Below are 26213 nucleotides of genomic sequence, written 5' to 3' on the forward strand. Positions count from 1 at the left end.
TTACTTATAATGGCACAATCTTTAAAAGGAAAAATAGCATTCATTACGGGAGCAGGTAGAGGCATTGGGAAAGCAGTAGCGATTGCATTAGCAAATGAGGGCGTAAATGTCGGCTTACTTGCTCGTACAGAAGAAGCGTTAAAAGAAGTCGTTAAAGAGGTTGAAGCTCTTGGTGTTAAAGCTGCATATGCAACGGTTGATGTATCATCCTTAGAAGAAGTAGAACAAGCAATTTCTACATTAACAAACGAGCTAGGAAAAGCAGATATTTTAATCAATAATGCAGGAATTGGTAAATTCGAGTCACTTTTAGAAATGAACCCAGAAGAATGGAAAAAGATTATTGATGTAAACTTAATGGGACCATACTATGTAACAAAAGCTGTTTTACCACAATTAATCGAAAAAAATGGGGGAGACATCATCAACATTTCTTCCACAAATGGCTTGAATGGGGCAGCAACATCCAGTGCATACAGCGCTTCTAAATTCGGTTTAATCGGAATGACAGAATCATTGGCACAAGAGGTACGTAGAAACAATATTCGTGTTACTTCCTTAACACCAAGCACAGTTGCCACAGAGTTAGCTGTTCAAACAGATTTGATTAAAGGCAGTGCAGAGAAGTACATGCAGCCAGAAGATATTGCTGAACTGATTGTTTCACAGTTAAAATTACATCCAAGAATCTATGTAAAAGCAGCTACTGTTATAGGAACAAATCCTTTCTAATAGTTAAGAAAACAGAGGGCACCAAATTAACTTCAGAAAACTTATAAGTTCTTAACTGTAAACAAAAGTAAAAGAGGCTGGGGCATAAGTCTTCCAGCCAAGGATATTTCCAAACAATTATACGAAGATGCTAATGAATGTTCGTATAATTGTTCGGGCTTTTATTTGTTTTTCAAAGGATGTTTCCATGAAGTTTGGGGCTATTCCCCGCAGCCGGAATACACTTCGCTTTCCATGGGGCTCGCGCTGAGCCGCTTCGGCCTATGGCCTGCAGGGTCTCAGACTGTCTCGCAGCTCCCATAGGAGTCTTCGTGTATTCCGGCTGCTCTATTTTCCCAACTAATTATATTTCCTCTTTGTAATGAATTACAAAAGAACGGCTTTGTATACCATATAGTGAAACTTCCCCTCACTGATGATTAGTTGAACCAATCGGACCTATACAGACAGTTGATCTCCCACCTATCTTCCTCGTATTCTCATAAGCTTGAGGGGGAGTTTTACTGTCCGTTAAGAGTGGGATACAAATATTCACAAAACCTTCATAGACTTATGAACTTATTTTGAACATTGATATTTACATAACGAGTAGTTGGACATTTTCACTATGATAGACATTGTGAAACATTGAACAATAAAAAGAGAGGGGTTAATTTTTATGAGAAAATTGTCTAGTATATCGCTCGTCCTTATCGCTATATTTATGCTCATAATAGCAGGATGTAGCAACAGTACGAATACAGAAGAAAAAGGAAAATTTAATGCTGGTACATATGAAGGCGTTTCCAATGGTCATGGAGGAGAAATTAAAGCCACTGTAACGGTTTCAAAAGATAAGATTGAGAAAATTGAAATCAGTGCAGATGGAGAAACAGGCAGTATAAGTGATTAAACACTACAGCTGATAGTTTAATTGAAAAAGATGGCGCGATCGTAGGAGTAAAAGCTACCGATAAAAATATGAATCCATTCACCGTTACTGCAAAATCTATTATTTTAGCAACTGGTGGTTTTGGTGCAAATGCTGAAATGGTTATTGAATACAATGAAAACTTGGAAGGTTTCTCTACAACTAATCATGCTGGAGCAACAGGATCAGGAATTGTTATGGCAGAAGAAGTTGGGGCTGATCTCGTCGATATAGACCAAATCCAAATACATCCAACAACCGATCCAGAAACAGGATATCTATTTACAGAAGGATTACGTGGTGACGGAGCTATTTTAATAAACAAAGAAGGAAAAAGATTTACCAATGAATTATTGACACGTGATGTTGTTTCCAAAAATATTTTGGCACAAACAGATAAAGTAGCTTATCTTGTCGTAAATCAAGAAATGGCAGATGAAAATGCCTCATTAGCGGGATATATTGAAGATGGTTACGCTACAAAAGGAGAAACAATAGAATCTTTAGGAAGCGAGAGTGGAATAGACAGCAGCACCCTTGCTACTACTTTAAAAAATTATACAAAATACGTTAAAAATAAAAAAGACGAAGAGTTTGACCGAGTTCATCTAACCCAAACGTTAGAAGAAGGACCATATTATATTATTCCTGTAACTCCAGGTATCCATCATACTATGGGTGGATTAAAAATTGATACACAGACTCATGTTCTAGATAAAAAGGGCAATACAATTAAAGGACTTTATGCTGCTGGTGAAGTTACTGGTGGTGTTCATGGAGGGAATAGAATTGGCGGAAATGCAGTTGCTGACATTATCGTATTTGGCCGTATAGCTGGTGAAACCTCTGCAAGTGAGATAGAATAATTTTTTTAGAAAAGTGCCTTTTTCCTTCAAGAATCAAGGCACTTTTTCTCTATTAATCAATAAAATTTCGTAATTTTATCTAGTGGCAATCGGCTTGTATTAAAGGCTGGCGCAGCTGCTTTCCCTATCGCAATTAGTGTAATAGGAAATTGATTTTCTGGCAATTCAAAACGTTTCGCAAATGCAGCTTTATCAAAGCCACCCATCACAACTGTATCATACCCGCGTTCTTTTGCTAGTAATAAAATCTGCATAGAAATTAATCCTGCATCATAGCTAGCAATTTGTGTAAGAATTGGTTTTGGTAGATTTGGATATAAGCTTTGCGTATTATTTACCGTTCTATCTGCAATCGCTTGATCCATATATCCAAGGGATACATTTTGTTCATAGATTTCCTCTACATTTCTATAAGCCTCCGTATCTCCTAAAACAGCAATAATAGCAGAAGAATCCTCTATTTGTGCTTGATTGTTTCCAATTTCTCTTAGCTCTTTTTTTAGTTCTTGATCTTGAATCACAATAAATCTCCAAGACTGCAAATTACTAGATGATGGAGCACTCGTTGCTAAATCAATGATTTCTTCTAATTCTTTTTTTTCTATTTTGTATGTGGAATCATACGCTCTAACCGATTTACGACTCTTCATAACTTGTTCTAATTGTGACATTATTCTTCCCCCAACTAATTAGTTCATTATATTCAAGAACTAACTTACCATTAGTAAGTATCTTTTGTCAAAGATAGTGATTTTAAATCTCCATTTTCTTCTTACTTTCAATAATTTGAATGAGGCTTAACATGCATGAAGTAATCGCAAAACAGCTATGGCAGAACACTTTTCACCAGGCGAGTCTTTTTAGTAGTATTCTTCTTAGCCTTTACTTCCTTCATCGGATACTATTACTTCTAGCAAACTTGCCTTTTTAGTAAAACTTGAAAAGTATGTCTCACCCTAAAGAAAATCTCCTTTAATATGAATAATTTTTCACTACTCCACATAATTTTTATTACTATCATAATTATGTAAGGAGAACCATGAATGAATCCAAACAATAAATGGAATGAAATACAGAAACTCTTAAAACAATGCCACTCCGATTTAAAGATAATTAAAAAAGATATAACCGCCTTAGAAAAGACCTTACAACGGACAAAGAAAAAAGTACATTAACTTCGTTTCGTTATTATAGACACAAGTTTTTTCATTTCTATATAAATAGCACCTCTGTAGCATTGGACTTCTTTTTTTGTAACAGCATAGATTATTTCTTGTCGTTCCTTCTATTTGTATTCATATTAACTAAATCCTCACTATAGATTTTTTCCACTTTAGTATAAGCATCGCTATAGAAAACATACAAAAAACAGATTTTAAAGTGTTATTAACACCTTAAAATCTGCCTCCTTAAAATTTAAATTTCCACTATCAATGTCTTAATCTCATATGGTTTTATTTCGAATGTTATCTCTTCATTTTCCTGTTTTTCATCCATTGTTTCCTCCATGAGGTTACATTCCTGCCACGATTTTATAGAAGCATCTGAGGTTAATTCTACCGCTCCTCTTTTCCCCATAAATTCATGTAAACGAACAATGATTTTATTTTCATCTTCTGCTTTTTTAACAGCATCAATCATACAATGGTCAGACGCTAATTGGAATAAAGAGAAATCTTTAGATTAAACTTTCCTTCCAAACCTTTTAATGGCTGATTCAAATCCCATGCTTCTTGAACTGTACCGCCTTCTCTCCAGTCTCCTTCATGTGGGAAAAGAGAATAAGTAAATGTATGTGCTCCTTGATCCTGCAAATAATCTGGATAAGTACCAGACTTAATGAGAGATAGACGCATCATAGAATCTTTGATGTCATAGCCATATTTACAATCATTTAATAGGCTTATTCCATAACCATGCTCCGATAAATCAGCCCACTGATGTCCAACGGTTTCAAACTTTGCATAATCCCAGCTTGTATTCCAATGAGTTGGTCTTTGGACATTTCCAAATTGAATATCATAGGTAGCTTGAGTAGAACGAATCTCAACAGGAAACGCCACTTTTAATAGCTGATGCTGTTCATGCCAATCAACAAATGTCTTAAAGTCTATTCTTTGGTTTTCTGAATAGAGAATAAGCTCTTGCTCTATTTTAGAATGGTGATATGTCCAGGTAAATCGTATTACTGCTCGTAAAGAATTATCTTCCACTATTTCAATCTCTTCAAGAGCTGAAATCTCGTGATGCTTTTCTTGGTAAAAAATATCAATATCCCAAGCTTCCCATCTTAATGGTTTATCTTCAAATACTTGTAGTACATTTCCTGCTTGCTTTTCTTTTAAGATCTCTCTTTTGGCTTTTTTATCAAAAATTCGAATTAATTGGCCTTTTTCATTCCAAAGAATTTTATAAAAAGGTGTATCTATCCCAGATTCATTGATCACAAAAGAAGATTGTTTATTCCTATCGCTAGCTTTAGTCGATTTAAATAAAAGATTAGCTAATCCATGAGATGGAATCTTTTCCACCTGCACAAGCCACTTTCCAGCCACTTTTTCAGCTAGCAATACTTTCTCTTTTTCCGATAGCCATTGTCCCTCTTCTAACTCAGGCTTGTCTGGAATTTCTACCAATCCTGAACGTGTCCAAGAAGAGTCATTTATCACTGTATAGTGATAGATACTTTTTTCTATTATACTAGTTGAAACTTTTTCTTGCGCTTCAAATGCTAGCGCTTCTGCTTCTTCATATTCTAAAATGCTATCTTCATATACTTCACGAATGGATGAACCAGGAATGATATCGTGGAACTGATTTCTTAATAAAATCGTCCAGCCTTTGTGAAGCTCTTCCTGCGGATAAAAAGACCAATCTTCAGTAAATATACTAGCTAATACACTCAGCAGTTCCGTTTCCCGATACAATAATTCTTTTTTTCGATTACTTCTTTTATTATATGCTTGGCTAGTATAAGTTCCTCGGTGAAATTCTAAATAAAGTTCTCCGTCCCATGTATGGACATATTCCTCTGTGTTATTCACTTTCTCATGAAGGGCGTCAAAATAATCTCCTGCTTTTGTCGATTTCACAGCTGGCAGACCAGGAATTCGGTCAAATCTTCTCCGCATCTCCAGCATATCTCGGTTTACTCCACCACCACCATCTCCATAGCCATATGACAGAAGTAAATCCTGAGTAATATTTTTGTCTTTATAGTTATCCCAAGCGCCTTGAACGACATCTGCCTGCATTTCTCCATTATAGTCATATGCCCAGCCTCTACTGTTCGGATATGGAGTCGTAACAAAATGAGTCAAAATTTCCGTCCCATCAATGCCTCGCCATTGGAAGGTATCATGTGGCATCCTATTGTACTGATTCCAGCTAATTTTTGTCGTCATAAATGTCTCAATACCTGATTTTTTTAAAATTTGCGGCAACGACCAGCTATAACCAAAGACATCTGGTAACCATAGATACTTGCTCGTTACACCAAACTCTTCTTTTAAAAATCTTGTTCCGTGTAATAATTGACGGACGAAGGATTCCCCAGATGGCAAATTACAGTCAGGCTCGAGCCACATCCCGCCTTCTGGCTCCCATCTTCCCTCTGCTACTCTTTCCTTCAATTGGGTATAAATCTCTGGATAGTCCTCTTTGATATACGCGTATAGCTGTGGCTGTGATTGCATAAATAAGTATTCTGGATATTTCTCCATTAAGCGCAATACTGTTGAGAAAGAGCGCGCTGTTTTTTCTCTGGTATGCTTCAATCGCCATAGCCACGCAACATCAATATGTGTGTGACCAATTGCATGAATGGTAACAGCAGTATGTTTATCCATTTTTTCTAATGAAGTATTCAAATGATTATTTGCTTTGCTTATAGATTCATAGAATAGATCAGAGCCTGGCTCCGTCCAGTCTATTTCATAAAAAGCTCGATTTAAAGCAGTTAGAAGAGTTTGATATTCTGGTCGATTTTCATCTAAAATATGTATCGTTTGGATTATTGCTTTAGCCGTATAATATAAATCATCTGTCGCTTCGTCGAGCCATCCAATCTCTGCCTTTTTTATTTTATGTTCTTGGATGCGTGGTTCACCGCCGCCTTCTAAGCCAGACCATAAACGAAAAATCAAACTGATATTTGTTCCACAATGTTCTTCTTTAAAAAATACTTCTCGATGATTGGCATCTACGCCCTGATACGTTTTCTGATTTACATACAATAGTGATTCAAAGCCAGAATTCGTACCACCATCTGTTACACCAAAATCAAAATATCCCAATACTTGTTTATCATTCCAGTTAGCAGGTATTGATACCTCTGCCTTTAACCAAGCATAATGATCCCTTCCTGCCCAATTATTTCCAACACGAATAGTTGTCCATTCCCCATTTTCCGGTGGTCTCGCGCCAATTTCTCCTTCTTTATCTAATTGCATCTGAAAGGATTCTAATGAAATAGCTTCTCGGTAGCGGTATTTTTCTAGCTCCTTGATTCGTGCATCCAACTTTTTCTCTGTCCAGAACATAAAAACCCTCCTTTTAAGATAATTTTTAAAATATTTAGACTACCTTCATTATCTTACAATAAGTGTTTTAGTCAATGATTAAAATAAAGCAACTCTTTATCGATCTCATTAAAAATATGAATGTATTTTATTAGAATCCATTCAATTTAGATCCTATCTATATAAATTGAATGGTGGGTCAAGAAAAGGAATTCAAAAGAGGTGCTAAGTAAATTTGGCGAGCCTTTTTTACAATAAAATCCAAAGGAACAAGAATCGGCCTTATGATTTGCTTTTAGATTATCGAAAGTCCTCGAGGAACTATCAGTGTAACAAGTGAGGTAGATGTTGGCACAACATTTACAATTAAATTACCTAAAACACTGTACTAAGAAAAATTAAAAAACAGCCCACAATATAGGCTGTTTTTTATCATTACACTAGGTAACTAGAAAACCGTCTCCACCTCTTCCTCCAACTTCCATCATTCTAATTTCTGGTCGTCCAATAGAAAAATAATTAATCTTCGCCTTTCTTACCTCTTCTAGTGAGAAACAGTTTCTTCCATCGAAGACAAACGGTACTTTCATTTTGTTAAAAAAGGATAAATCAATAGCTTTAATTTCCTCCCATTCGGTGAAAATGAAGCAAAGATCTGCCTCCTCTAATGCTTGTTCTGCTGTTTTTTCATAAACAACCTCTGTCGAAAAGTGCTTTTTAAAGTTCTCTTCTCCAACTGGATCATATACATGAACTCTAGCTCCTTCGTTTAATAATAATCGTACATTTGGGATAGAAGGAGCTTCCCGTAAATCATCTGTTCCAGGCTTAAAGGTAAGTCCTAATACTGCCACTTTCAATCCATTGAATGAGGAAAATTCATTCCGTGCCTTTGAAATCAACTTAAATTTCTGCTTCTCGTTTACTTCTATAGCAGCCTTTACCGTCCGTAAAATATAACCTTCTTCTTCTGCAAGCCAATGCAAAGCCTTTGTATCCTTTGGGAAACAAGAACCGCCATACCCAATACCAGGATTTAAGAACTTTTTTCCAATACGCTCATCATAACTCATCCCACTTGTTACATCCTCTATATTTGCTCCAACTGCTTCACATAAATTAGCAATATCATTAATAAAAGAAATCTTTAGGGCAAGAAAATCATTTGATGCGTATTTCACCATTTCTGCACTGCGGCGATTCATCGTTAAAATCGGTTGTTGAAAAGGTTCATATATAGCTGTCAATATTTCCTTCGCTTGCTCACTTTCTACCCCAATCACAATTCGTGACGCGTGCAACGTATCTTTAATTGCACTGCCTTGGGCAAGAAATTCTGGATTTGACGCAACCTCAACAGTTACTTTATGTTTCAAGTGATTTTTAATATAAGTTTCAACACGATCATTTGTCCCAATAGGAACAGTTGATTTAATGACAATTAAACAATCATGGGTTACACTTTCAGCAATTTGTTTTGCAACTTGAAAAACATAATTTAAGTTAGCTGATCCATCTTCATTTTCTGGAGTTCCTACCCCTATGAAAATAACATCTGAATGCGCATATGCCTGTTCGTGATCGGTTGTAAATGTCAATTTCCCTGCACTTGCATTTTTTTCTATTAATGTATCTAATTCCGGCTCATAAATAGGGGAAATCCCTAAGTTTAGAAGAACTATTTTCTCTTTAACCTGATCAACACAAGTAACCTGGTGACCCACTTCTGCTAAACAAACACCTGTTACTAAGCCAACATACCCTGTACCTGCCACTGTTATATTCATCTATCAAAACTCCTTATGTAAAAGATTCCGGACGGACTAAACCAAAACTACTTGGAAACAAACAAGAAGGGGATTCTAATCTCAATAAATAAAGTATACAATCTTACTTTTCACTCCCTTTTAACCTTTTTTATAATTTTAGTAAAGGAATGTAAATTTTTGATTTATTAGGAACCATATTTTAAGAACAATCATGTTAAAATATATTTAAATTAGAAAAATTTGGAGGGAATCTGTTGGTTATACTTTTCATTTTAATATCTTTCTTGTTTTCTGTTCCCCTATCTATTTTTACTTTCACCAAAACAAAAAATAAATGGATAGCATTGCTAGTGACTTTCTGTTGGAATACAGTTTTTTTAGTAGGTGTTACGTGGATTATCTATTTACTTAATGACGAAGTAAGATTATTTGGGATTGGGCATACTTCTTTTTATATACTTCCTTTTTTCATCCCACTCATTACTTGGATCGACTATTTTATCATTGAGCTGACAAGGAAAAACAATAAAAAAGTCGATTCTATTTAGTGGAGAACCGACTTTTCTATCAAACAATTGTTTTCAACAAAGCTATCCTAAACGTTGTTCCCTGCCCTTTTTTGCTGACAACAGATATTTCCCCCTTCATATCTCGAATAATTCGGTATACTAAGGTTAAGCCAATACCTGTTCCTTTATCTTTCGTGGAATAATAAGGAGTGCCTAGTTGTTTGACCTGTTTGCTCGTCATCCCTATCCCATTATCCTCGATCTCAATAAAAATCTTTTCTCCTAAAGCATATGCACGAACCTTTAAAACGCCGTTTCCATTCATGGCTTCTACACTATTTTTCATCATATTAATCATTGCCTGCTTAAATTCATTTTTCTTTCCTTTACAATATAGCTGATTAGAGATAACAGCATCGATTATAATATTATGAGTATTAGTATAAGAAGTCATTACTTCAATAACGCCTCTTAGTTCTGTTGTAATATTTAAATTTTCTTCTTCTTCTTTTGAAACTGGTTTTGCCATCGATAAATAATCACTGATGATTGTTTCTGTCCGCTCTAATTCTTGTAAGGAGATTTCTATGTATTTCCTTTGTTTTCCAGATAAATTGTTGTCCCCACTTATTAGTTGCAAAAATCCTTTTACCGACGTCATCGGGTTCCGTACCTCATGGGCAACAGAAGCAGCCAATTGACTTACCGCATTTAATCGCTCTGCTATTTGAACTTTTTTCTGATTGAGAATTTTCTCATCATTATATTGAATAATGCTGGTAACGATAAATAATGCTCCCCACGTAGTAAATGAATAAATCAATACGAAAGGAAGCTGGGCTACTTGTTCTGTTATAAAAACAAATATAACTCGTGTCAAAGCACAAAGCCAATAAACACCCATTATCAATTTCCATTTCGCTCCAAATGTAAGAGTTACCAATTTATTTTTTAAAAAGAGGATAATGGCTCCTGCAATAGAATAATTTAAAATATATATGTAAAAACCGTTTCCTAGTATGAAAAATTTATAACCAATCAAAATGACAGTTAAGAGAATGCTCGTGCTTAATCCACCATAAACAAGAGCTAATAGAATGGGAACCACTTTAAGATCATAAAACAAGCCCTCTTCCATTTGAATTGGATGCACCATAGTGAAAAAAAGCATGATAAAAAGGATAAGAGAAAAATTAGAAATTAGTTTTTTTCGTTGAGAAACATCTTCTTTACTTACTAAAAGGTACCAAACGATCGGTAAGATAATTACTAATAAATGATACGATAATTGTTCGATATTAGGAAAAGCCAACAATTTAGAACCAGCCCTTCTAAGTAGTTTTAGCTAATTTATAATTCGAGCCATTTCTACTAAAACCCTTTTAAAAACCCAAGATAATCCTCGACAAATTCCGAGTGGCTATTAAATTCCTAAAATAACAATATATTTACGTTTAAAATTGGATAAAGCTAAACTTCCATCAGTGGTGTTTTTCCTATATCCCCTGTTAGTTGAACCATTCGGACCTTTACGGACAGTTGATCTTCCATGTATTCTCATAAGCTTACGGTTGAAACTTACTATCCGTTAAGAGTGAGATAAAATATTGCTACAAACACCGGAGGGGAAATGATGGAAATCAATGATTTTGAGGGCATGAAATATTTTTGATTTTTACGACTTGGATGGAAATCCATCTAGTGTGGTGGATGAACCAGGGGGTTAGCCTTTTCATTCTGTAAATATTCAAAAGCTGCAAGAACGCGTTTGAACCTATTATTAAGTAAAAGCCAGCTCATATGAAGCTGGCTTTTACTTAATCTTCTGTTTTATCACTTTGATCTTTGTTCCGCTTATTTCCCTTGCTATTATCGCCACTAACACTAGACTGGTTTCCTCTAGGTGCGTTTTGATTCTTACTACCATTATTAAATTTCTTTGTCATTTTTCATGCTCCTTTCTTTTACCTATAGTAGGTTTTCCAGATCGAGCAATCATTAATATGGTAAAAACAGGAATTAAAAATGCAGCTTCATTACTTAAATCGAGATGTTAAGAAATGACAAACCCCATCTTCATCACAGGTTAACTCTGTTATTTCTGCTGCTAATTCTTTAATGTGATCTGGTGCATTTTGCATAGCAACCGGCATGGAAACAAATTGAAGCATTTGGATATCGTTATCACTATCGCCAATTCCCATTGTCTCTTCTTCTGAAAGATTAAATTTCTCTAACATTTGCTTAATACCAGTGGCTTTATTTACATTCGCAACCATTACTTCTACATTATGTGCAGAAGAAGTAGAGGCAGTAAAATCTACTTCTTTTCTTAGTTCCTCTAATACGTGTTTCCATTGATTAATATGCTCTCTTGTACGAGCAAAAAAATAAAACTTCGAAAATTCTTTTCCTTCAATTGTATTCTTCCAAGCAATTTTTCCGCTAATAGCTTCTTTACGAGACAGCCATTCGTTAATTCCAACACTGTCTGGTTTTGGGTCCCTAATTTCATGGATAACATACTCTTTATCCTGATTTAATACCATCCGAGGATCGTCATAAGGGAAAAGTTCGTAATACACTTTATGTTCTCTTGCCTTATCAATAATTGTTTTAACCAATTCTAGAGGGAGCGTGTGCTGAAAAACAGGCTCCTTTCCTATATAGCCGGCCATGCCGTTAGAAGTAACATATCCGTCCACTTCAAACCCTTCTGGCACAACAGATGCAATTTCATCAAAGGATCTTCCCGTTGCAATGAATACAAAGAAACCATCCTTTCGTAAATCATCAATAATCTCTTTTGTCTTTAGGCTTACCTGATTCTGATGATTCAAGATAGTCCCATCCATATCCAGAAAAATAGCCTTTGGCTTTTGTAACAAAATAAATTCCTCCTTTAATAATCTCCTTTGGCAAGTATACACCTCGTTTCGTTTTCGCTCAAATGCATTGTTTTAGATTATTTGCTATTTGCAAAGAGTTGGAAGATGAACGATCTTTTTCTGGAGTCTTCTATGATTTTTGGCTTTCATCTTCCTTATGGCCACCTTTTTTCTGTTGCTTCTACAATTTTCGGCTTTCATCTTCCTTATGAACGCCTTTTTTCTCGTTGCTTCTTCGATTTTTGGCTTTCATCTTCCTTATGAACGCCTTTTTTCTCGTTGCTTCTTCGATTTTTGGCTTTCATCTTCCTTATGAACGCCTTTTTTCTCGTTGCTTCTACAATTTTCGGCTTTCATCTTCCTTATGAACGCCTTTTTTCTCGTTGCTTCTACAATTTTCGGCTTTCATCTTCCTTATGAACGCCTTTTTTCTGTTGCTTCTACGATTTTTGGCTTTCATCTTCCTTATGAACGCCTTTTTTCTCGTTGCTTCTTCGATTTTTGGCTTTCATCTTCCTTATGAACGCCTTTTTTCTCGTTGCTTCTACGATTTTTGGCTTTCATCTTCCTTATGAACGCCTTTTTTCTCGTTGCTTCTTCGATTTTTGGCTTTCCTCTTTTCCTCTTCCTTATGAAACTAGTTTCTCCGGAGGCGAAGTGAGGTGGCTGCGGCGAATTGCACTAAACTTCATGGAAACATGTTTTAAAAACAAATAAAAAACCAAACAATTATACGGATCTTTTATTAGTATCTTCGTATAATTGTTCGGATTTATCTTTTGCTGGAATACTTATGTCCCAGTCTCATTAAAAAAAGTGCTATCTTACTCTTCTTCTTTCGTATGAATTCTAAATCGTAACATTAGCTTAGTAAACCAGTATGCTACAAACACAATTACCAAATCCAAAAGGAATAAATGAAAAGAATTAAACCCTTTATGAAATGTTACTAAACCAACTGCCTCTTCGATATTGGCAAATATAAAAGCATTTGCAGCACTTAACAGTATTGTTAGGATATAAAAAATTTTTTTATGGTTTGTGGCATATTGGTATACCAACAGAAATCCAACTGGAAGAAAGGATCCTGTAATATGTAACGGAAAAAGAAAATATGTATGGGTTAAATAGGTTCCTCTACTAAGCGCTATATCAATATATGCCCAAAATAAATGAACAGTATAGCCAAAGAAAAATATTTCGAATAGCCTTTTCCTATCTACTACAAAATAAAGGATTAATAATGGTAAAAGTAATGAAATAAGAATGACCCAAAACTGCCATGTAGAAAAATCCGAGTATTTATGCCAATAGGAACTATATAAAGAATGCAATATGCCATTCTGTTCATTAATTTTGTCCCAGTATTCCTTGTAATTCACTTTATTCAACTACTACTTAAAAGTTTCCATGATTGAAGATGTAATGAGCATCTCCAATAAGTAAAGCTAAAGAGACCTTTTTATTCCACTAACCAACAATGAGCCACTGTTCTACTTTAAATAGTTTGTACAATCTATTGGTTATTACTCATTAAAAATGGAAAATCTTTCGTTCTGTTCAAATATATTGGTCTAAACAATTACTCTTTCAGAAAAAAGAGGATGGGACATAACTAAATAGATACTCTGTAAAGACGAACAATTTCTAATATAGCTAGTAAATAGCGGCTGCTTTCGCATACTTTTTACAAGAGGAAATATAATTAGTTGGAAAAACAGAGCAGCCGGAATACACGAAGACTCCTATGGGATTAGCGAGACAGTCTGAGACCCTGCAGGCCACAGGCCGAAGCGGCTCAGCGCGAGCCCCATGGAAAGCGAAGTGTATTCCGGCTGCGGGGAATCGCACCAAACTTCATGGAAACATCCTTTGAAAAACAAATAAAAGCCCGAACAATTATACGGAACATTCATTAGCATCTTCGTATAATTGTTCGGAATTATCCTTGGCTGGAATACTTATGTCCCAGCCTCTTCTAGATATGATTACATCATCCATTAAAGTTCTGTTTTCAGCTTTTTTATATATGGAGGAATTAGATTTTCTCGGCTGCAATTGTTGCAATAGTATTGTTTTACCATGTCATCACATAAATACGTTTTTAGCACAAACGCTGGAATACGTTGAGGCAATCCACAATGCTGGCAGAAGAATACGTATTCAACCTTTTTCTTCATGGACCTCACTCCATTCATTCATTTTTCACGCTTACTTGATTCCATTTGACATTTACTACATATACAGCTTGCTCTTCAGCTTTTCTTCCATTATACTCCTTGCCTGCATAGAAAAGAATGAATATTAGGACATAACTTTATGCAACTTTTGCCTAACTATGCTAGAAAGCACATATAGATAAAATGATCGCTAGCAGTTCTGTTTGATTATTAAACATTCTCGTTTCCATTAAATTGATTTGCTTCCTGCTCTTAAAGCTTCCCATTCCTCTCTTAATATTCCCATTCGAATGGAGTCATAGTATACTCCATTATAGTAACGGCACTTTCTCATCCGCCCTTCCATCGTCATTCCAAGCTTTTCTCCGACCTTTATCATTCGCTCATTCCCTGACCATGTTGTATATCCAACTCGAACTAAGGGCAATGCTTTAAATAGATGGTCCATCCAAATCTTTATCACTCTTGTTCCATATCCACCGCTCCAATAATTTGGATCATAAATAACAATTCCCATCTCTAACCATCTTGATGGTTCATGTTCCCAATAATAACCGATGATACCAATCAACTTTTCATTTACAATAATTGACCAGCGATCATCTCTATCTACATATTGTTCTTTTTTTGTTAAAAAATCTTCATAACTTATTGGTTTATAAGGATAGTACGGAGCATCCCACTTTTTCCATTCTGGGGCTTCCTCTTTAAACGCCAGCGTCCAAAGACGATAAAGATCCTCTTCCATAATCGGTCTTAATGTCAATTCTTTATCTTGATACAATATCTTTAACTCTCCTCTCTTTTTAAAACCGTCCCTCTGTAGTCCATGCTTACTTAAAACACAATCAGCAAAATGTAAGCATTTACATGATTGTGATTAACTAATCTTCCAGGGAATTTTTATTGTGTATAATGAAATTAACGGTAGCGTAATACAAGTAATATAACAGATAGATATGGAGGTGAAAACATTGAAGAGTGAATTAAATGAAATTATTTTTCATCTTTTAGTCAACCAATCTACTTCTTTAACGCGGATTGAAGGAGATGTTCCTGATAAGAAAATATCACCTAAAGAACAAATTCATTTTATTAATAAATATTTGAGGACGAATAAAATACCACCCATTTCGATTGACTACGATGGTCGTGTTAAATTAGAAGATAAAACAAGAGAATATCTTTATCACATTCTTAAATCATCAAAATTTATCAATCTAGATTATTTATCACCAGAAGTAAGGATGAGTTTAATTATTTTATTATTGCTTACAAGTTCATCTTATTATTCGCTGCAAGGCTTAGCTGATTTCGTTGACGTTAGTAAGAATACGTTATTGAATGATATCAAAATAATCAAGGAACGAGTAAAAGGTTATTCCGTACAAGTTGAATATTCAAGAACAAAGGGATATAAAATTATCGGTACAGAATATAACCTTCGCAAATTATTAGTTACTGAATTAAAGACACTACTACTTCATGATTTTGCTATTCCACTGTTAGAAAAAAAGAAATTTATTGTTCGAAATGAGCTTTTCTTATTAGAACAAAGACTATTGAAAGTCGAAAAAGCACTTAAAATTTCATTCACGGATGAACAAATTGAACACCTTCCCATTATACTAACCCTCTTGATAAAAAGAATGAAGGCCTATAATCGGGAATGGTTTTCAGAAATTAAAAGATTTGATTTAGAGAATACCAATGAATTAGAAATATTAAAAAATATATTCTGGGACTTAACAGACTTATCTGAGAAGGATAAGCTTTATCTGGCCCTTCAAGTTTTATCCTCTAATATGTTGGAATCAGCTTTGGATTTGTCTCGAGGAGAAGATTTACAATTTGCTATAGATGAGTTTCTAGATGTAGTAGAACAAAATTTAGCAATTGACCTTATCCGAAAAAAAGAAATGAAGGAAAAGTTACTTGTCCATTTAAGACCAGCTATCTATCGATCTTGGATGCGATTAAATATTCAAAATGCTATTATTGAACAATTTATTGAAGAATATTCTTCCCTTTTCGCTGTTATTTCCAAATCGGTGTACCCGCTCGAAAATTTTGCTGGAAAACCTTTTTCCAAAGAAGAAATCGTCTATCTTGCGATGCATATACAAGCGTGGCTCTATAAAACACAAGATGATAGAGAATACGTTTTTTCTGCAATGGTAGTATGCCGCAACGGGACATCTGTCTCTAAATTTCTATTAGAGACTTTAAAGGGCATGTTTCCCACCTTCCGATTTCTTGGCGCTTTTGCAGAAAGAAATTTTAAAAATTATGAAGATGAGGTAGATTTCATCTTTGCTACCGTTCCCTTAAATACAACAAAAAAACTAGTGATTGTAAACCCAGTCTTAAACAAAGAAGACCGCCTTGCACTGAAAAAACAAATAAGAACATCAATTGAAAAGGATATAAACAAAAAGGCTAAAGAGTTAGTTCACCATATAAAAAAATATTTAAATACCGATGATTATGAAAAAGTTTCTAATAAAATAGTAGATTTTTATCAAGAAACAATGGCAGAACCAGTTATAGAGAAACATGTAAACGATACAGAGCAATTATTTACTTTTTATCCTGAAAACATTCTGTTTACTCAAACGGAAATGGACTGGAAATCCGCATTAAATATAGCCTTAGAACCTATGCAAAAACGGGGCTCAATAACAGAACGCTATGGAGAAAAAGTCATCGAGCTATTTGAAAATGACAGTAGTCGAATGATGATTGGTCCATCTGTCTATCTCCCCCATGCCAAACCTTCTGAGGGCGTATTAAAAGAAGACTTTAGTCTCCTAGTATGTAAACACCCTATCTATATGCCAGATGGAGAACTTGCGAAAATGATTGTAGTAATAGCACCTGAAGATAACAACCATCATGTCCCTACACTACTAGCACTGAATGAATTATTTTTAGATGAACACAGGGCAGAAATTCTTTACAAAGCAACGCAGCCAGACGAAATACTGAATTGCTTAAATTCTGCTACTGAAAGGAGGTGAAATTATATGCTTAAAACTGGCCTAATTAAAGAAGAGCTAATTTTTACAAACATAGAGGCAAAGACGTCCCAAGAGCTCTTTTACTTCATCGGTAATCAACTTCTTGCACTTGATTATGTAAAGTCGACTTTTATCCAAGCAGTAATTGATCGAGAAAAGGAATACCCAACAGGATTAGCTTTGGAAGAATTTAATGTTGCCATTCCCCATACAGACTCTGTGCATATCAAACAACCTTTTGTTGCTGTTGTCAAAAATAAATATAAACTTCCTTTTGTTCATATGGGGACAGATGATCATATTATTGATATTGATTGTTTCTTTATCCTCGGCATTACCGATCCAAATGGCCATATTTCACTACTTCAGACTTTAATGGAACGCTTTAATATGCCTCCATTTGTTGAAAAACTGAAAAAATATGAAGGAAGAGATTTATTTACGTTTTTACAAACATCTCTTTAAGGAGGAATCAAAATGAAAAAAGTAATCGTAGCTTGTGGTTCAGGAGTTGCAACTAGCCAAACAGTAGTTTCTAAGGTTAAAAAAATCTTAGAGAAAAACGGAGTTCGCGCAAATGTTGAAGCAGTCGATATTAAATCTTTAGATTTACATGTTAAATCAAGTGATGTCTATATTGCCATCACGAAAGCAAAAAAACAATATGATATTCCGACATTAAATGGAATTGCCTTTCTAACTGGGATGGGATTACAAGAAGAAACAGAAAAGTTAATCTCTCTATTAAAATAATATGAGGTGAAAAGAAATGGATGTAATTCAAAGTTTCTTTCAATATATTTTAGATTTTGGAGCAGCAGTATTCGTTCCTTTACTAATGATTATCGTCGGGATCATCGCAAGAATGAAATTCCGTGAAGCCTTAAGTTCTGGGATTATCTTAGGGGTTGCATTCATCGGAATGGGGATTGTAATAGGATTTATGCTTGATGCACTAACACCTGCTGCACAGTCTCTTGTAGAAAAAACGGGAATTCAATTAAACATAATAGATGGTGGTTGGACTTCCATGGCTACTCTTGCATGGGCTTGGCCTTTAGCATTCTTAATGTTTCCCTTGCAAATGCTTGTAAACGCTATCTTACTGGTGCTTAATAAAACGAAAACATTAAATGTTGATTTATGGAATGTTTGGGGCAAGATTTTGACAGCTGTCTTAATTATAGGAGTTAGCGGAAGTATTGTTTTAGCTTTTATCGTTGCTGCCATTCAAATGGTCGTTGAATTGCTGTTAGCCGACGTAAACCAAAAACAGATAGAAAAAATCACTGGTATTCCAGGTATTACCTGTTCTCATAGCATGATGATATTTGCCGTTTTCCTTCTTCCTTTCAATTGGCTATTAAGTAAAATACCTTTCTTAGATAAACATGTTGATGCTGATACATTAAAAGATAAACTTGGAATCTTTGCAGAAAATCATGTCATGGGTTTTATTATTGGAGGGCTACTGGGCATCTTTGCAGGTTATTCACTCCAAGACATATTAATGCTCGCCGTACAGGCAGCCGCAGCTTTAACTTTATTCCCAATGGTAGCAAAATTGTTTATGCAAGCTTTATCTCCGTTGTCTGAAGCTATTTCTGATTTTATGAAGCGTAAATTTGAAAACCGTGAATTATTTATTGGACTAGATTGGCCTATTTTAGCTGGTAGTAATGAAGCTTGGGTAGCAATGATTTTGATGGTCCCAATCACCTTAATTTATGCAATTATTCTACCAGGAAATAATATCCTTCCATTCGCAGGAATTATCAATATTTCCTTAGCAGTACCAGCTTTAATTATTACAGGAGGCAACTTGCTTCGCATGCTCCTTCTGGGTGTAATTACAACCCCAGTATTCTTATATGTTGCTACTGGCTTTGCTTCCACTATTACAAAATTAGCGAACGATACAGGTGCAGTTACCGTTCAAGATGGACAATTAATTTCCTGGAGTACACTTGAATACCCAGTGTTCCGCTATATTTTTGCAAGTACATCGGAGGGAAATATTATCGGAATTATTATGGTAGCAGTATGGCTCGCTTTATTTGTCGCTTACTATAAAATGATGAAAAAACGAACAGAGAAATTTGAGAAGGAAGAAGAACAAAATTCTGCTGCCTAAAAAGAGGGTGAAAAGATGATTTACACTATAACTCTTAATCCGGCAATCGATCGGCTCATAAAAGTAAAAGGAACACTAACAAAAAAACGAACGAATCGAGCTCATCAAGTAGAATACGATTTAGGCGGAAAAGGGTTGCACGTCTCCAATGTATTAACAAAATTCAATATGGAAAATAAAGCACTCGGTTACATCGGAGAAACAAATCGACCATTAATGGAGAGTATTTTGGCTAAGAAGAATATCTGTCATCACCTTCTCGTTGAAGATGGCGCTTCAACGAGAGAATGCATAGTTGTAATGGACGACACCAATGCAGGGAGTTTGATGATAACAGAAAATGGCTTCCACGTTTCGAAAGAAAACCATTCTAAACTAATTGATTTTCTCCATCAGTTTTTAACAGAAAAAGATATTGTTGTTATTGCCGGCTCTATGCCGCCTAATTACACTATAGCACAATTGCTGGAAATTATTAATACCATTAAGAACAAGAAATGTTTTATCGCCTGTGACTTGTCAGGAGAAGCTCTTGCTGCCGTTGTAGATATGGGCATAAATTTTATTAAACCGAACCAATACGAAGTGGAAGTACTTTTTCAAAATAACCAGACTACACTTATTCAAAAAATAAAAGAACTTGCAATTAAGATTGATTATGTCGTCGTTAGCTTAGGCAAGGATGGCAGTTATGTCGCACACAAGGATAACCTTTACCAAGTTACTTCTCCAACTGTCAAAGAACGAAATGATACAGGTGCTGGTGATGTATTCGTAGGATCATTTATCGCTCAATTCGTTCAAGGAAAAGATCTGAAGACTATCATGAAATATGCGACAGGCTGTTCAGCCTCAAAGGTTACCAAGCACAATTCTACTGATTTTGACATAAAGGAAGCAGAAAGTTATTTTAATAGAATTTCGATAAAAAAATTAGGGAGCGATGAGGATGTTGTATCGTAAAGAGCGAGAAGATTTATGTAAAGTTGTCAAAACAATGTTTGATCGATTTGAAACAAATGCAGCTGGTGGAAACGTTAGTGTTCGAATGAATGAAAATCATATTATTATGACCCCTACATTAATGTCACAAGCTAAGCACTGTGACTTAAACCCAGAAGAAATTTTAGTCGTCGATATGCAAGAGCAAAAAATCGAAGGAGATGGCAAAATAACGAGGGAGATTAATATGCATATGGCTTGCTACCGGGAGCGAAGTGACATTGGCTGTGTTCTTCATGCTCATCCAAAAGAATCAATGGTTTTTGCGACGATTGGAATGGATCTTCCTAATTTAACAGAAGCCACTCAAAAGCTTGGCCAAATCCCAGTCCTCCCTTTCGCTCCAGCGACATCCATGGAGTTAGCGCTAATAGTGAAAGAGTATGTTGCCAGTTTAAAAGAAGAAGCAATACCGAAAACAATGCTGTTAAATAAACATGGAATTTTGGTACTTGATAAGACCTTACGAAAAGCATACGACATGCTAGAGCGCGTTGAGTATAACGCATATGTCGCTGCAAAAGCACTCATTTTTGATGCACTAAACATAAAAAAAATGGATGAGAACAAAGAATATCAATTTAATCTAGAGGAGTAAAGACAATGAAAGCGATCGTCCAAATATGGATATTTATTAGTGCAGGGTTACTTGTATTAGGTTACTTTTATTCATCCATAACGATATCAACCATTGCCTTAATCACAGCTGTACTTGCCTATCGACAGTATAAGAAGGTATAAGTGAACAAGGCTGGGATATAAGTATTCCAGCCAAGGATAATTCCAAACAATTATACGAAGGTGCTAATCAAAGTTCCGTATAATTGTTTGGTTTTTTATTCGTTTTTTAAAGGATGTTTCCATGAAGTTTAGTGCGATTACCCGCAGCCGGAATACACTTCGCTTTCCATGGGGCTCGCGCTGAGCCGCTTCAGCTTCGCCTGCAGGGTCTCAGGCTGTCTCGCTAATCCCCGTGGCGTCTTCGTGTATTCCGGCTGCTCTGTTTTTCCCAATAATTATATTCCTCTTGTAAAAAGGATGCGAAAGTAGCCGCTATTTACTAGCTAAATTAGATATTGTTCGTCTTTACAGAGTATCTATTTAGTTAGGTCCCATCCTCTTTGTTTCTCTCTTTTTAAAAAGGAAGGTTCCTATATAACCTATAAGTAACCCTAATATTACACCGATTCCATCAATAATAATAGCATCTTGCCAATGTCCTGTTCTTCCGGGGACAAAGCTTTGGTGCCATTCGTCTGTTAAAGCGTAAAATATTGCAAGAGCACCGCTTAGTATATATACCCATGCTCGTTTAAGCTTTGTTTGCATAATGGTGAGAAAAAGCAGAAGAGTTAGGAGGCAATAGCCAAGTACATGCCCTGCTTTCCGAAACAAAAATTCGATAAAACCGTAAGGATCAGAATCTGAGGAAATAACCTGTCCATCGTACTCAAAGGTAATGGAGGGGATAGGAACATTTGCAAGGTCTATTTTATCTCTTAAGAATGGCTTTATATCTTGTTCCTCATATGGCATATGGGAGAAGAGAAAGATAATAAACATGGAGGTAATACAGATAAAAAATAATAAATAAAATCTTTTTTTACGGGAGAATTTCAAGGGCAATTTCCATTCATTCCTTTTTGTTTATTCCAATTTCAGCAAATTATCCTTTTACCTCAAAATGTAAAATTTAGTGAATTGGTGAGCGGTTTTTATTCATTATACAATTATTTATGGGAGGAAGCGTAGTTTTTTTATCTTTACACCAGAGAAAATAAACAAACTATTCCCACTTTTCATTCGTTTATTGTATAATCAAATTAATCGTTTCGAAAAACGAAATAAAATGGAACTTCCATCAGTGGGGTTTTTCTTCTTCTCTCACTGATGGTTAGTGAACCAATCGGACCTTTACGGGCAGTTGATATCCCACCTCTCTTCCACGTATTCTCATAAGCTTACGGTTGAGTCTTACTGTCCGTTAAGAGTGGGATAAATTACTAGCAGAGGAGAATGATAATGAATAAAGAGATGGAAAAAACACTTTACCGTTCAGAGGTTCCTGTAGAGCACACCTGGGATTTAAGAGATTTATTCGAAAGTGAAGAATTGTGGAAAGTAGAATTACTATCCATTGAAGAAGACATTCCTACTGTCACTCAATATAAAGGAAAATTGGGCCAGGATGCAAAAACATTATTGGATTGTCTGAAAGCACGAGATGCACTAAGCGAAAGATTAGCAAGGGCTCTCACCTACGCAAACCTTAATCAGTCTACAGATGGATCTAATCCTGTTAATCAAGAGAACGATGCGATTGTTTCTTCCCTCTATGCAAAAGTAAGCTCTAGTCTTTCCTTTATTGATTCGGAAATTCTTGCTCTCTCAAACGAAAAACTAACTACATACATACAGGATGAAAAAGAGCTACAAGTTTTTTCCAAAACACTAACAGACTTAATGGAATTAAAACCCCATATGTTAACACCAGAAACCGAGGAAGTATTAGCTGCCTTTGGGGAAATCCATCATTCTCCTTATATGATTTATCAAAGAAGCAAAACTTCGGATATGGAATTTTCCTCCTTTGTAACAAATGACGGATCAGAATATCCATTAACTTTCAATTCCTTTGAAAAATACGAAGAATCCTCCGATAAAGAACTAAGAAGAAAAGCATATGCTACCTTTTCAGAAGGGCTTGATCGCTATAAAAATACATATGCGGCTATCTATGGAACAGAGGTAAAAAAACAAGTAATCGAATCACGTCTACGAAACTATGAATCTGTAACAGATATGCTATTACAAGAACAACAAGTAACGAAAGAAATGTATCATAACCAGCTGGATACCATCCTCACAGAATTGGCACCACATATGCGTAGATACGCTAAGTTAAAAGAACGGATATTAGGTTTAGAAAAAATCCATTATTGTGATTTAAAGGCACCACTCGATACTACCTATGATCCCGAAATCACCTATGAAGAAGCATCTAAGCTTATTTTAGAGGCACTTGATGTGATGGGACCAGAATATATGGAAATCATGGAAAAAGGCTTAAAAGATCGTTGGGTAGACTTAGCAGATAACCATGGGAAACGATCAGGTGCCTTCTGCTCCAGCCCTTATGGAGCACATCCCTATATTTTAATGACATGGCATAACTCTATGCGCAATACGTTTACACTGGCACACGAACTTGGACATGCTGGACATTTTGCTCTGGCTGGCAGAAATCAAATTATTTCAAACACACGACCATCTCGCTACTTTATCGAAGCACCATCAACTATGAATGAAATGCTTTTAAGCAAGTATATTATTAAAAAATCGACAAACGATCAAATAAGAAGATGGGTCATTCTTCAATCTTTAGGAACGTATTATCATAATTTCGTTACCCATATTTTAGAAGGAGCCTTACAAAGAAAAATTTATGACTTAGCAGAACAAGGAACTCCAATCACAGCTAAGATATTATGTGAACAAAATGTGGATGTCTTAAAGTCATTTTGGGGGGATAGTGTGGAAATTGATGAAGCAGCCGGCCTAACATGGATGCGGCAACCACATTATTATATGGGACTTTACCCATATACTTACTCCGCAGGACTTACAGCTTCTACTGCCGTATCTCAAATGATCGAGGAAGAAGGACAGCCTGCAGTTGACCGCTGGCTAAAGGTTCTAAAAGCTGGAGGCACGTTAAAACCATTTGATCTAATGAAATTAGCGAATGTGGATATGTCAACACCTGAACCAATCCAAAAAGCCGTTGCTTATGTTGGTAGTTTAATAGATGAACTTGAGGCAAGTTATTAAAAAAATAAGAAACCGAAAAGGGGCTGGGATATAAGTATTCCAGCCAAGGATAATTCCGAACAATTATACGAAGGTGCTAATCAAAGTTCCGTATAATTGTTTGGTTTTTTATTTGGTTTTTAAAGGATGTTTCCATGAAGTTTAGTGCGATTCCCCGCAGCCGGAATACACTTCGCTTTCCGTGGGGCTCGCGCTGAGCCGCTTCGGCGTCGCCTGCAGGGTCTCAGGCTGTCTCGCTAATCCCCGTGGCGTCTTCGTGTATTCCGGCTGCTCTGTTTTCCCCAATAATTATATTTCCTCTTGTAAAAAGTATGCGAAAGCAGCCGCTATTTACTAGCTAAATAAGAGATTGTTCGTCTTTACAGCGTATCTATTTAGTTATGTCCCAACCTCTTTTGCAATCTTTATAATTTTTCCCCGTTTGATTGGATAACTTCTTTATACCAATAAAAGGAGTCTTTTTTTGAACGATTCATTGATCCTTTTCCTTCATTATCCCGATCCACATAAATCATGCCATAACGCTTTTTCATTTCGCCTGTTGTAAAGGACACAATATCAATAATTCCCCATGGCGTGTATCCAATCAAATCTACCCCATCGTAAGTTACTGCCTTTTCTAAAGCTTCAATATGTGCCTTTAAGTATTCTATTCTTTCTTTGTCATGGATAGAGCCATCTACTTCAATCGTATCAATTGCGCCAAATCCATTTTCTACAATAAATAACGGAATTTGATAGCGATCGTACAAGCGATTTAGCACATAGCGAAGACCTGTTGGATCAATCGACCAACCCCAATCACTCGCTTTAATATACGGATTTTCTACCGCATTTGGTAAGGCACCATTTACGATATCTCCTGCATTGTCATTTTTCACATCACTCTTTACTGTAGTAGACATATAATAGCTAAACCCTAAATAGTCAACCGTCCCATTTCGTAAAATTTCTTCATCTCCTAGCTCGATTTTAATAGAATATCCTTCTCGCTCAAATTCCTTTAATGCATAGTTAGGATAAGCGCCTCGAACTTGTACATCTGGGAAGAAATATCTTTGTCTCATTTCTTCTTCTGCTAACATAACATCTTCTGGATTAGAAGAATAAGGATAAATAGGGATATGAGAAACCATTGCACCAATTTGGAAATCAGGATTTATTTTTTTCCCAATTGACACAGCCAACGCACTAGCTACTAATTCATGATGTGCAGTTTGATACATTACTTCTTTGGCATTTTCTCCTTCTTTTACAGTTACGCCAGAATTCGTCCATAGGAATAACGGATTTGATACATCCATTTGATTATTAATTTCATTAAAGGTCATCCAATATTTCACTTTATCTTTGTAGCGCAAGAAACATGCTTCTGCAAATCGTACGAAACAATCAACCACTTTCCTATTTCTGAAGCCACCGTATTCCCTTGCAAGATGTAGTGGCATTTCAAAATGAGATAAGGTAATAACAGGCTGGATTCCATACTTTAACAACTCATCAAACACTTGATCATAGAAGCGTAAGCCTTCTTCGTTTGGTTCTAGTTCATCTCCTTTTGGAAAAATTCTGCTCCATCCAATTGAAGTTCGTAAACACTTTAATCCCATTTCTGCAAACAAGGCAATATCTTCTTTGTAGCGATGATAGAAATCTATCGCCTCATGATTCGGATAGAATTGATTTTCTTCCATTGTATCTGTTATTTTCCTTGGCACTCCATGGGCACCTGCTGTCATAACGTCTACAACACTTGGTCCTTTTTCTCCTTGGTTCCATCCACCTTCAAATTGATGTGCCGCTAACGCTCCACCCCATAAAAAATCTTTCGGCATTTTAGTCACATTTCTTC

At 35.7% G+C, this 26213-nt stretch carries 21 protein-coding genes and 2 pseudogenes; 13 read left to right on the plus strand and 10 right to left on the minus strand.

Annotated features, from left to right (window positions below; genetic code table 11):
* Positions 1–9: 9 nt before the first annotated feature.
* From HHU08_RS20505 to HHU08_RS20515, 3 genes and pseudogenes are all read left to right on the plus strand, one after another.
* Complete coding sequence (locus HHU08_RS20505) at positions 10–732, plus strand: 3-ketoacyl-ACP reductase (protein ID WP_016202120.1); 723 nt, start codon at positions 10–12, stop codon at positions 730–732.
* Positions 733–1390: 658 nt separating this feature from the next.
* The gene (locus tag HHU08_RS20510) at positions 1391–1624 is read left to right on the plus strand and encodes an FMN-binding protein (RefSeq protein ID WP_016202119.1); all 234 of its coding nucleotides are present in this window, start codon (positions 1391–1393) and stop codon (positions 1622–1624) included.
* Between the two features lie 11 nt (positions 1625–1635).
* Positions 1636–2508, plus strand: a pseudogene (locus HHU08_RS20515) (FAD-dependent oxidoreductase); the annotation flags it as partial.
* 56 nt (positions 2509–2564) lie between these two features.
* On the opposite strand, the gene HHU08_RS20520 reads toward HHU08_RS20515, so the two are convergent.
* Positions 2565–3179, minus strand: a complete 615-nt coding sequence (locus tag HHU08_RS20520; RefSeq protein ID WP_169189171.1) for a nitroreductase family protein — start codon at positions 3177–3179, stop codon at positions 2565–2567.
* 372 nt (positions 3180–3551) lie between these two features.
* Between HHU08_RS20520 and HHU08_RS25540 the strand changes: the two genes are divergently transcribed.
* Positions 3552–3683, plus strand: coding sequence for a hypothetical protein (locus HHU08_RS25540; protein ID WP_263479790.1), 132 nt, complete (start codon positions 3552–3554; stop codon positions 3681–3683).
* A 241-nt stretch (positions 3684–3924) separates the two neighbouring features.
* Here the strand turns inward: HHU08_RS25540 and HHU08_RS20525 are convergent.
* A pseudogene (locus HHU08_RS20525) lies at positions 3925–7049 on the minus strand (alpha-mannosidase).
* 419 nt (positions 7050–7468) lie between these two features.
* Positions 7469–8815 carry a UDP-glucose dehydrogenase family protein gene (locus HHU08_RS20530; protein WP_016202115.1) on the minus strand — a complete coding sequence of 449 codons (1347 nt, stop codon included), beginning with the start codon at positions 8813–8815 and terminating at the stop codon, positions 7469–7471.
* A gap of 236 nt (positions 8816–9051) precedes the next feature.
* On the opposite strand from HHU08_RS20530, the gene HHU08_RS20535 reads away from it, so the two are divergent.
* Entirely contained in the window at positions 9052–9345 is a 294-nt protein-coding gene (locus HHU08_RS20535) for a hypothetical protein (protein WP_016202114.1), read from the plus strand.
* 19 nt (positions 9346–9364) lie between these two features.
* Here HHU08_RS20535 and HHU08_RS20540 read toward each other — a convergent pair whose 3' ends face one another.
* From HHU08_RS20540 to HHU08_RS20555, 5 genes are all read right to left on the minus strand, one after another.
* Positions 9365–10621 (minus strand): sensor histidine kinase, encoded by a 1257-nt coding sequence (locus HHU08_RS20540; protein ID WP_101729398.1) that lies wholly within the window; start codon positions 10619–10621, stop codon positions 9365–9367.
* A 502-nt stretch (positions 10622–11123) separates the two neighbouring features.
* Entirely contained in the window at positions 11124–11252 is a 129-nt protein-coding gene (locus tag HHU08_RS25545) for a hypothetical protein (RefSeq protein WP_016202112.1), read from the minus strand.
* Positions 11253–11342: 90 nt separating this feature from the next.
* Positions 11343–12194, minus strand: coding sequence for a Cof-type HAD-IIB family hydrolase (locus HHU08_RS20545; protein WP_016202111.1), 852 nt, complete (start codon positions 12192–12194; stop codon positions 11343–11345).
* 824 nt (positions 12195–13018) lie between these two features.
* Complete coding sequence (locus HHU08_RS20550) at positions 13019–13576, minus strand: hypothetical protein (RefSeq protein ID WP_169189173.1); 558 nt, start codon at positions 13574–13576, stop codon at positions 13019–13021.
* A 1027-nt stretch (positions 13577–14603) separates the two neighbouring features.
* On the minus strand, positions 14604–15158 hold the full coding sequence (locus HHU08_RS20555) for a GNAT family N-acetyltransferase (protein WP_169189174.1): 555 nt from the start codon (positions 15156–15158) through the stop codon (positions 14604–14606).
* A gap of 190 nt (positions 15159–15348) precedes the next feature.
* Between HHU08_RS20555 and HHU08_RS20560 the strand changes: the two genes are divergently transcribed.
* The 7 genes from HHU08_RS20560 to HHU08_RS20590 are packed head-to-tail and all read left to right on the plus strand — an operon-like array spanning position 15349 to position 21271.
* Positions 15349–17394 (plus strand): BglG family transcription antiterminator, encoded by a 2046-nt coding sequence (locus HHU08_RS20560; protein WP_169189175.1) that lies wholly within the window; start codon positions 15349–15351, stop codon positions 17392–17394.
* A 6-nt stretch (positions 17395–17400) separates the two neighbouring features.
* Positions 17401–17859: a PTS sugar transporter subunit IIA gene (locus HHU08_RS20565; RefSeq protein WP_101729404.1), complete on the plus strand. Its 459-nt coding sequence runs from the start codon at positions 17401–17403 to the stop codon at positions 17857–17859.
* Between the two features lie 12 nt (positions 17860–17871).
* On the plus strand, positions 17872–18147 hold the full coding sequence (locus HHU08_RS20570; RefSeq protein ID WP_016202105.1) for a PTS sugar transporter subunit IIB: 276 nt from the start codon (positions 17872–17874) through the stop codon (positions 18145–18147).
* A gap of 16 nt (positions 18148–18163) precedes the next feature.
* On the plus strand, positions 18164–19528 hold the full coding sequence (locus tag HHU08_RS20575) for a PTS galactitol transporter subunit IIC (protein ID WP_169189176.1): 1365 nt from the start codon (positions 18164–18166) through the stop codon (positions 19526–19528).
* A 15-nt stretch (positions 19529–19543) separates the two neighbouring features.
* On the plus strand, positions 19544–20491 hold the full coding sequence (locus tag HHU08_RS20580; protein ID WP_169189177.1) for a 1-phosphofructokinase family hexose kinase: 948 nt from the start codon (positions 19544–19546) through the stop codon (positions 20489–20491).
* Positions 20478–21128, plus strand: a complete 651-nt coding sequence (locus tag HHU08_RS20585) for a class II aldolase/adducin family protein (protein WP_169189178.1) — start codon at positions 20478–20480, stop codon at positions 21126–21128. The genes HHU08_RS20580 and HHU08_RS20585 overlap by 14 nt, the downstream gene beginning before the upstream one ends.
* 5 nt (positions 21129–21133) lie before the next feature.
* On the plus strand, positions 21134–21271 hold the full coding sequence (locus HHU08_RS20590) for a hypothetical protein (RefSeq protein ID WP_169189179.1): 138 nt from the start codon (positions 21134–21136) through the stop codon (positions 21269–21271).
* A gap of 360 nt (positions 21272–21631) precedes the next feature.
* On the opposite strand, the gene HHU08_RS20595 is transcribed toward HHU08_RS20590, so the two are convergent.
* On the minus strand, positions 21632–22156 hold the full coding sequence (locus tag HHU08_RS20595; protein WP_205835664.1) for a VanZ family protein: 525 nt from the start codon (positions 22154–22156) through the stop codon (positions 21632–21634).
* 396 nt (positions 22157–22552) lie between these two features.
* Here HHU08_RS20595 and pepF point away from each other — a divergent pair, with 396 nt between their 5' ends.
* Positions 22553–24361 (plus strand): oligoendopeptidase F, encoded by a 1809-nt coding sequence (gene pepF / locus HHU08_RS20600; protein WP_169189181.1) that lies wholly within the window; start codon positions 22553–22555, stop codon positions 24359–24361.
* Between the two features lie 404 nt (positions 24362–24765).
* Here pepF and bglA read toward each other — a convergent pair whose 3' ends face one another.
* Complete coding sequence (gene bglA / locus HHU08_RS20605) at positions 24766–26205, minus strand: 6-phospho-beta-glucosidase BglA (protein ID WP_016202099.1); 1440 nt, start codon at positions 26203–26205, stop codon at positions 24766–24768.
* Positions 26206–26213 lie beyond the last annotated feature (8 nt).

Source organism: Niallia alba, from assembly GCF_012933555.1.
GTDB classification, from domain to species: domain Bacteria; phylum Bacillota; class Bacilli; order Bacillales; family Cytobacillaceae; genus Niallia; species Niallia alba.